The 8,537-nt window shown below is 67.9% G+C and carries 7 protein-coding genes and 1 pseudogene; all 8 read right to left on the bottom strand.

From position 1 onward, the window contains the following. Positions 1-520 (bottom strand): annotated as a pseudogene (locus RCJ92_RS13815) (hypothetical protein); the annotation flags it as partial. A gap of 18 nt (positions 521-538) precedes the next feature. Then, complete coding sequence (locus tag RCJ92_RS13820) at positions 539-910, bottom strand: chorismate mutase (protein ID WP_054822019.1); 372 nt, start codon at positions 908-910, stop codon at positions 539-541. Between the two features lie 87 nt (positions 911-997). Next, positions 998-2,674, bottom strand: coding sequence for a dipeptide ABC transporter ATP-binding protein (locus RCJ92_RS13825; RefSeq protein WP_446754847.1), 1,677 nt, complete (start codon positions 2,672-2,674; stop codon positions 998-1,000). Further along, the gene (locus tag RCJ92_RS13830) at positions 2,671-3,654 is read right to left on the bottom strand and encodes an ABC transporter permease (RefSeq protein WP_138177513.1); all 984 of its coding nucleotides are present in this window, start codon (positions 3,652-3,654) and stop codon (positions 2,671-2,673) included. The genes RCJ92_RS13825 and RCJ92_RS13830 overlap by 4 nt, the downstream gene beginning before the upstream one ends. Position 3,655: 1 nt before the next feature. Continuing rightward, the gene (locus RCJ92_RS13835; protein ID WP_054821394.1) at positions 3,656-4,747 is read right to left on the bottom strand and encodes an ABC transporter permease; all 1,092 of its coding nucleotides are present in this window, start codon (positions 4,745-4,747) and stop codon (positions 3,656-3,658) included. Positions 4,748-4,888: 141 nt separating this feature from the next. Continuing rightward, on the bottom strand, positions 4,889-6,526 hold the full coding sequence (locus RCJ92_RS13840; protein WP_360028763.1) for an ABC transporter substrate-binding protein: 1,638 nt from the start codon (positions 6,524-6,526) through the stop codon (positions 4,889-4,891). Positions 6,527-6,682: 156 nt separating this feature from the next. Then, positions 6,683-7,069, bottom strand: a complete 387-nt coding sequence (locus tag RCJ92_RS13845) for a hypothetical protein (RefSeq protein ID WP_446754848.1) — start codon at positions 7,067-7,069, stop codon at positions 6,683-6,685. A gap of 66 nt (positions 7,070-7,135) precedes the next feature. Further along, positions 7,136-8,537, bottom strand: a 1,402-nt coding sequence (locus RCJ92_RS13850; protein WP_446754849.1) for a multicopper oxidase domain-containing protein, incomplete at its 5' end; no start/stop codon positions are given.

The following is an 8,537-nucleotide window of genomic DNA, read 5'->3' on the forward strand; positions in this document are numbered from 1 at the left end:
CCTGGGCGTAGGCCTCGATGATGTCGCGCCGGGCCCCGTGGTCGGCCACCGCCCGTTCCCCGTTGCCCAGGTGCAGGCCGGCGGCCAGCGACCAGGGCCCGAGCACGTTCAGCTTGATCCGCGCGGCCGGTTTCTTCTCCGCGCCCAGCACGTCGGCCAGCAGGTTCTCGTCACTGCGCAGCAGGCTGCGGGCGCGGCGGGCGTCCATCCCGTCCGGCACCCCAATCCGCCAGCCGTGCGGCTGCAGGTCAAAGCCCAGCTCGGTGATCATGGCGGTGCTGCGCGCCTGCTGGCGTGCCCACACTCCGCGGTCGGGCAGCTGCGGGAAGACCGCCAGGTTCGGTTCGCCCAGTTCCCCGCGCACCACCTTGTGCACTTCCACGGCTTCGGTGCCGGCAAAGCGGGGCTGGCAGGTGACGTGCACCGCGGCCTCGGCGGCGGCCACCGCAGCGGCGGCGGGATCTGCCGCCGGGCCCGGTTCGGCGGGCTGATTGCCGGATACGGCTTGTCGTTCACTCATCGTGCTCACCGGGCGGGCTTACTCGTTGTTGTGCGCGTTGGAGATGTGCTGGTGGTGGCGGATCACCTCGGAGATGATGAAGTTCAGCACCTTCTCGGCGAACTCCGGGTCCAGGTGCGCCTCACGGGCCAGGTGGCGCAACCGCTCAATCTGCGCCTTTTCCCGGTTCGGGTCGCTGGGCGGCAGCTGGTGCACGGCCTTGAGGTGGCCCACCCGCTGGGTGGCCTTGAAGCGTTCGGCCAGCAGGTAGACCAGCTGTGCGTCGAAGTTGTCGATGCTGCCGCGGATGGAATACAGCTCATCGAGCACCGCCTGGTCGACCTCGCCGTGCAGGGAGCTGGCGTGCGGGTCGAAGTCCGTGGGCAGGGGGTTCGTGTTCGGCTCGCTCATGCGCCCAGTTTACGTGGGATTAGGCCACGGCCCGCATTAAGTGACGCGCCGCCACCGGCCCGGGGCTGGTGGCGGCGCGTGTTGCGCTCACTGTGCCAGGTTCAGCTGCTCGATCAGCGCCCGGCGCTTGGCCTGTTCACGCGGGTCGGGCACCGGCAGGGAGGCGATCAGCCGCTGCGTGTACGGGTGCTGCGGGGCGCTGAGCACCCTTGAGCCCAGCCCCTCCTCGACCAGTTCGCCGCGCAGCAGCACCCCCACCCAGCTGGCGAGCATGTCCACCACCGCCAGGTCGTGGGAGATGAACAGGGCCGCGAAGCCCAGCTGCTGCTGCAGCTCCAGGAACAGCTCCAGCACCTTGGCCTGCACCGAGACATCCAGCGCGCTGGTGGGTTCATCGGCGATCAGCAGCTTCGGCTCCAGGGCCAGCGCCCGGGCCAGCGAGGCGCGCTGGCGTTGGCCGCCGGAGAGCTCGTGCGGGTAGCGTTCGGCGTAGCCGGCCGGCAGCTGCACCGACTCCAGCAGCCCGCCCACCCGGGCCCGGGTTTCGCGCGGACCCAGGCTGCGGTGCACGTTCAGCGGTTCGGCCACGCACTGCCCGATGGTCAGCTGCGGGTTGAAGCTGGCGGCTGGGTCCTGGAAGACGAACCCGATCTGCTCCCGCAGCGGCTTGAAGCTGCGTTCACGGAAATCGGCCATCTCATAGTCCAGCACCCTCAGCGACCCGCCGGTCATCCGGTTCAGCCCGGCGATGGTGCGCCCGATGGTGGTCTTGCCCGAGCCGGATTCACCGACCAGCCCGTACACCTCCCCGGCGTGGATCTTCAGGGACACCCCGTTGACGGCCGTGAACCCCGGTGCGCCCAGGCGCCCCGGGTAGTGCACGCTCAGGTCCCGGGCCTCGACCAGCACCGGCTTCTCGGCGTGGGCGCGGGACTCCAGGTCCTTCGAGGCGCTGGAGCGGCCCAGGTGCGGCACCGCCTCCAGCAGTGAACGGGTGTAGTCCTGCTGCGGGTTCTCGAACAGGTCCAGCGCCTTGGCCTGTTCGATCACCAGGCCCTGGTTCATCACGATCACCCGGTCGGCGATGTCGGCGACCACCCCCATGTTGTGGGTGATGATCACGATCGCGGTGCCCAGCTCCTCGCGCACCTGGCGCAGCAGCTGCAGGATTTCGGCCTGCACCGTCACATCCAGGGCGGTGGTCGGTTCGTCGGCCACGATCAGTGAGGGGCGCAGCGCCAGCGCCGCGGCGATCACCACGCGCTGCTTCTGCCCGCCGGAGAACTGGTGCGGGTAGTAGTCCACCCGGCGTTCGGGGTCCGGGATGCCGACCTGGCGCATCGCCTCCACGGCGCGGGCCTTGGCCTGCCTGCGGCCGATCTTGTTGTGCGCCCGGATGCCCTCCATGATCTGCCAGCCCACCGTGTACACCGGGTTCAGCGCGGTGGAGGGTTCCTGGAACACCATGGACACGTCCCGGCCGCGGGCCCGGCGTAGCTGGGCGCCGCTGGCGTGCAGCATGTCCTGGCCCTTGAGGTAGACCGCGCCGCGCGCCGCACCGTTCTCGGCCATGATCCCCAGGGCGGTGCGGGCGGTGACCGACTTGCCGGACCCCGATTCCCCGACGATCGCCAGGATCTCCCCGGGCTGGACGGAAAGGTCCACCCCGCGCACGGCCGGCACCGGCCCGGAGTCGGTGACGAAGTCGATGGACAGGTCCTGGACGCTGAGCACCTGGTTCGGTTCGCTGTGGGTGTGGCTCATGCCGCGGCCCCCTTCTGGATCATGCGCTTGGCCTTCTTGCGGCTGATGCGCCGCAGCCGCGGGTCGTTCAGGTCGTTCATCGATTCACCGACCAGGGTCAGCCCCAGCACGGTCAGCACAATCGCCAGGCCCGGGAACAGCCCGGTCCACCAGATCCCGCCGGTGGCGTCGCTCATCGCCCGGTTCAGGTCAAAACCCCATTCGCTGGCGGCGGTCGGTTCGATGCCAAAGCCCAGGAAGCCGAGCCCGGCCAGGGTCAGCAGCGCCTCGGAGGCGTTCAGGGTGAAGATCAGCGGCAGGGTGCGCGTGGCGTTGCGCAGCAGGTGGGTGCCCATGACCCGCCAGCTGCTGGCGCCGATCACCTGCGCGGACTCGACGAACGGTTCGGCCTTCAGCCGGATCACCTCGGCGCGCACCACCCGGTAGTACTGGGGGATGAACACCACGGTGATGGACACCGCCGCGGCCATGATGCCGCCGAACAGGGAGGACTGGCCCTGGGAGATCACGATGGACATCACGATGGCCAGCAGCAGGGAGGGGAAGGCGTAGATGGCGTCGTTGAGCACCACCATCACCCGGTCGAACCAGCCGCCCAGGTACCCGGAGACCAGCCCCAGGAACACCCCGAGGAAGATCGACATGACCACCGCGGCGATGATCACCCAGACCGCGGTCTGCGCGCCGTACAGGGTGCGGGAGAAGACGTCGTACCCGGAGACCGTGGTCCCCCAGATGAACTTGTCATCCGGGGCCGACTGGCGCGGGAACGCGCCCGAGGCATCCCGGTTCTGGGCGAAGTCAAACGGTGCGATCACCGGGGCCAGCAGTGCGGTGAACACCAGCAGCAGGGAGAGCACCAGCCCGGCGATCAGCATTCCGCGCTGCAGCCCGGAGGACATGCGCAGGTGGGAGATCACCGGCAGGCGCAGCCACCAGGGCGCGTGGGCCTTGATTTCAGTGACGGTGGTGGTGCTCATGCTAGTACCTCACTCTCGGGTCGATCAGCGCGGCGACCACGTCCACGATGAAGTTGGTGACGGCCACGATGATGGCCAGCAGCACCACGATGCCCTGCACGGCCACGAAGTCGCGGGCGGTCAGGTACTCGGCCAGCTTGAAGCCCAGCCCCTGCCATTCGAAGGTGGTTTCGGTCAGCACCGCCCCGCCGAGCAGCATGGCGATCTGCAGGCCCATCACGGTGATGATCGGGATCAGGGCCGGACGGTAGGCGTGCTTGGTCAGCAGCCGGTACTCCCCCACCCCGCGGGAGCGGCCGGCCTCCACGTATTCGCGGCCCAGCGTGCCGATCACGTTGGTGCGCACCAGGCGCAGGAACACCCCGCCGGTGAGCAGGCCCAGGGCGATGGCCGGCAGCAGGGCGTGGCGCACCACGGCCCAGAAGGCCTCGAAGTTGCCGCTGCGCAGCGCGTCCAGCCAGTAGATGCCGGTCGGTGAGCCCAGGTTGGTCAGCTCCAGCTCGGTCTGCCAGTCCGCACGTCCGGAGATCGGCAGCCAGCCCAGCCAGATCCCGAAGATCAGCTTGAGCAGCAGCCCGGCGAAGAACACCGGGGTGGCGTAGCCCAGGATCGCGAAGATGCGCAGCGCCGCGTCGGAGTAGCTGTCCCGGAAGCGGGCGGCCAGCAGTCCCAGCGGGATGCCCAGCAGCAGGGCGACAATGACCGCGTTGATGGACAGCTCCAAGGTGGCCGCGCCGTAGGTGATGAGCACCTCGGTGACCTCCCGGTTGTCGCTCATGGTGCGGCCCAGGTCCCCGCGCAGGATCTGGCCGAGGTATTCGAAGTACTGGACCATGATCGGCCGGTCATAGCCGGCCTCGGCGATGCGTTCGGCCAGCTGGGTGGGGGTCAGCCGCCCGCCCAGGGCCGCGGTGATCGGGTCGCCGGTGACGCGCATCAGGAAGAAGACGACGGTGATCAGGATGAACACGGTCGGGAAGATCAGCAAAAAGCGCGTGATCAGATAGCGCAGGAAGCCGCCGCCGGCCCCCTTGGACTTTTTCTTGGTCGGTGTACTGGATGTGGGTTCTTCCACAGGCAGGGTGATGGACATGGTGGTGTTCCTCTTAGGTGTTTGGTCTGCCGGCCCACGCCCCGGTGGGGGCTGGGCATGCCAAAGGGGCCTGCGGCGGATTCTCCCTGCAACGGGCCCGCAGGCCCCCTTTGGCTCATCTCAGGCCGCCTGGGCCGGGGCCTACTTGCTCAAGACGCCCATGCGGAACTTGAAGGAGGCATCCAGGGTCTTGTCAACGCCCTGCACGTCCTTGCCGGCGACCGCGACCTGCGCGCCCTGCAGCAGCGGCAGGGTGGAGAGGTCATCGGCCACCATGTCCTGCAGCTGGCCGATCATTTCGCTGCGCTTGCCTTCATCGGTTTCACCGCGCTGCTCGGAGATCAGCGAGTCAACTTCCTGGTTGTCGTACCCGTTGGACAGGAAGTTGTCCTTGGCGAAGAACGGCGCGAGGTAGTTATCGGCATCCGAGTAGTCCGGGAACCAGCCCAGCTGGTAGGCCGGGTAGTCGGTGACGCGCTGCTTCTGGTAGGTGACCCATTCGGTGGACTTCAGGTCCACCTCGAACAACCCGTCGGCCTCCAGCTGGCTCTTGACCATCGCGTACTCGTCCCCGGAGCTTGGACCGTAGTGGTCGGGGTTGTACTGCAGCGCCAGCTTGACCGGGGTCTGCACCCCGGCGTCCTCCAGCACCTTCTTGGCCGCCTCGGCATCCGGGCCGCCGTCCTTGCCGTACTTTTCCTTCAGCGGCTCGGTGGCTCCGGTGAATCCCTGCGGGACGAAGGAGTAGGCCGGGGTGTAGGTGTCCTTGTAGACCTGGGTGGCGATCGCCTGGCGGTCCACCAGGTTGGCGGCGGCCTGGCGCACGGCCAGGGCCTTGGCCGGGTCGGCGTCGGAGGTTTCCTTGCCGTAGGGCATGGAGTCGAAGTTGAACACGATGTAGCGCAGTTCCCCGCCCGGGCCCTTGTGGACGGTCAGGTTATCCTGGCCCTCCAGGTCCTCGATGTCGGTGGGCGTCAGCGAACGCCAGGCCACGTCGATCTTGCCCTGCTGGATTTCCAGCTTCATGTTGTTCGCGTCCGCGTAGTACTTGATGGCCGCCTGGGAGTTGGCCGGTTCACCCAGCACGCCCTGGTATTCATCGTTCTTGCTCAGCGAGACCAGGGTGTTCTTGTTGTAGGAGTCGATCACGTATTGTCCGCCAAAGGCCTTGGCGTCCACGATTTCCTTGTCGTCGATGACCTTGTCGGCCGGGAAGACCTCGTCATCGACGATCGGGCCCACCGGGGAGGAGAGCACCTGGGCGAAGGTCTGGTCGTTGGGGACCTTCAGGGTGAACACCACGGTGGTGGCATCCGGGGCCTCGACCTTGTCCAGGTTGCCCAGCAGCGAGCTTGGGCCGTTCGGGTCGGCGATCTTCAGCTGGCGGTCGAAGCTGTGCTTGACGTCCTTGGAATCCAGGTCATGGCCGTTGGCCCACTTCAGCCCCTCCTTGAGCTTGACCGTGTACTCGGTCGGCGAAGTGAAGTCCGCGCTGGCCGCGATGGCGGGCACCGGGTCCGGGGAGCCGGGCTCATTGTTCAGCAGGAACGGGTAGATCTGGTTCATGACCATGAACGAGCCGTTGTCGTAGGACGCGGCCGGGTCCAGTGAGGTGACCTTGTCGGTGGTGCCCAGCGTGATGACCGCGCTGCCGCCGCCCTGATCCCCGGACTGGCCCTCCTCCTGGGAACCGGAAGGGCCGGTGCAGGCACTCAATGCCAGCGCACTGGCCGAGAGGATGACCGCGGCCCGCGAGAGGCGCGAAAACTTTGATGACATTTCATATCCTTCGCATAGTGATGCAAGTGACCCCATTGGGTGTTCAGGGTCACACCCAAGTCAACTATACGACACTTCTTTCACGTTTCTGTGTCGCGCATCACGCCGATTGTGTGAAGGATCCGGGCCGAAGCAGGGGACGCCCGGGCGCGGGGACTACATCGCCAGCAGCACCGAAATGATGTTGCTCAGCGCCCAGGCGCCCAGCAGCGACCACCCGATGGCGCCCAGCATCCGGGCGTGGGACACCGGCTCGGTGGTCTGGGGGTGCTGCTCGTGTCCGATGCGGTAGTACACGACGCTGGGTGCGGCGGTGTCGGTGAGCGCGTGCTCGTGCAGGGTGCTGCGCCGGGTGCCGTCGGCGGTGCTCCACACCAGGCAGGGCTGGCCCTCCAGGACCATCAGCTCGCACTCGGCCCGCCGCCATCTGCGCATCGAGCGCCTGGAGACCTGGGCGGCAAAGAGGAAGCCGAAGCAGGCGGCCAGCAGCAGCCAGCCGATCAACTCCAGTGCAGGTTGCAAGCTGCCCGACGCGTCGCCCATCACCCCATGATAAGGGCAGCACCGGCCGGCCGGGGTGCGCCCGGTGATCGCCCAGCCCAGATGCAGCTAGCGGTTCTCCCCGGTGATCTCGAACAGGCCATGGGCGCCGCGCTCACCGTCGGACATGTAGTGGGTGACAAACGGGTAGTGCCCGGCCTCCGGGAAGACCAGCTCGACAAAGCCGCCCTGGGCCGGGGCCAGGGCCAGCGCCTGGCTTCCGCCCTGCGGGTCCTGCCGGTGATCCAGCCGGTAGCCGCCTTCGAACCAGACGGTGTCGAACTGACCGCCGATGACATGGAAGGAGGAGGGACGGTTGGGACCGGCATCCAGCAACCAGATCCGCACCCGTTCCCCGGCCCGGGCCCTGAGCGGCTGATGCAGGTACTGGTTGGCGTAGCCGTTGAAGGCCACGATGTCCGGGGTGCCGGCCAGCAGCTTGTCCATGTCCACTTCCCCGCCCTGGGCGCCCAGGTAGAAGTCCGACTGGGTGAGCACAAAGCTCTTGTCCACCTGCGGCAGGTCACCGGGTTCGATGACCACCGTGCCAAACATGCCGTTGGCGATGTGGGCGCTCATTGGCGCGGTGCCGCAGTGGTACATCCAGATTCCCGCCTTGGTGGCGGTAAACCGGTAGGTCAGGCTCTGGCCGGGCGCGATGGTGCGCATCGGCTCATCCGGGGCCAGGGCACCGGCATGGAAGTCGATGGAATGGCCCATGCTGCCGTCGTTGTACAGGGTGATTTCAAACCTGTCCCCCACCCTGCCGTGCAGCACCGGGCCGGGCGCGGTGCCGTTGAAGGTCCACAGTTTCTGGGTGACCCCGGGGGCGACGGCGGCCTGCAGCTCACTGACGGTGAACCGGTGTCGGTGAGTGACCGGTTCGCCGGCGTCCTTCGCCAGCGGCTCCAGTTCGGCCTCGCGCGAGGTGAACCCGTCCTGCGGGGCGGCGTTGAAGTCCAGCTCGCTGGCCGCGTCGGGTGCTGCCGGGCCCTGCTCCTGAGGTTCGCGGCCCATCATGGGATGGGAGCCGTCCTGGGCGGGCGCCTCACCCTCGCCCGGGTCCTGCTGCTGCCCGGGACCGGCGGAGGACTGCCCGGTGGCCACAATCTCCAGGACCATCCCCATCTGCTTGTGCCCGACAATTGAGCACCAGCCGTCCACCGAAGCGCCAACGACCCCGGCCTCGACTTCCGCACTTTGGCCCGGGGCCAGCCGCCCGCTGTCCTGCCCGGTGCCCAGCACCAGGTCGTGGGTCTGCTCGGCGTCGGTGTTCGTCAGCTCAATGATCAGGTGGGTGCCGGCCTGCACGTCGATGCGAGCCGGGAAGAAGCGCATGTCCTGGGCGGTGACCTGAACACGCTGCACCGGGGCGTCCACTTCCGCCGCGGACTGCTGCTGCCCGGCGGCCGGGGCCGGTTCGCGCAGCCCGGCCGCGGCCGGATCCAGGGCCACCCCCAGGGCGATGGCC

The organism is Glutamicibacter sp. BSL13 (assembly GCF_052928425.1).

Excerpts from the sequence above, each read along its gene's own strand:
- RCJ92_RS13825 (WP_446754847.1), bottom strand. The coding sequence starts at position 2,674 with ATGAGCCACACCCACAGCGAACCGAACCAGGTGCTCAGCGTCCAGGAC.
- RCJ92_RS13820 (WP_054822019.1), bottom strand. The coding sequence starts at position 910 with ATGAGCGAGCCGAACACGAACCCCCTGCCCACGGACTTCGACCCGCAC.
- RCJ92_RS13830 (WP_138177513.1), bottom strand. The coding sequence starts at position 3,654 with ATGAGCACCACCACCGTCACTGAAATCAAGGCCCACGCGCCCTGGTGG.
- RCJ92_RS13835 (WP_054821394.1), bottom strand. The coding sequence starts at position 4,747 with ATGTCCATCACCCTGCCTGTGGAAGAACCCACATCCAGTACACCGACC.
- RCJ92_RS13840 (WP_360028763.1), bottom strand. The coding sequence starts at position 6,526 with ATGTCATCAAAGTTTTCGCGCCTCTCGCGGGCCGCGGTCATCCTCTCG.
- RCJ92_RS13845 (WP_446754848.1), bottom strand. The coding sequence starts at position 7,069 with ATGGGCGACGCGTCGGGCAGCTTGCAACCTGCACTGGAGTTGATCGGC.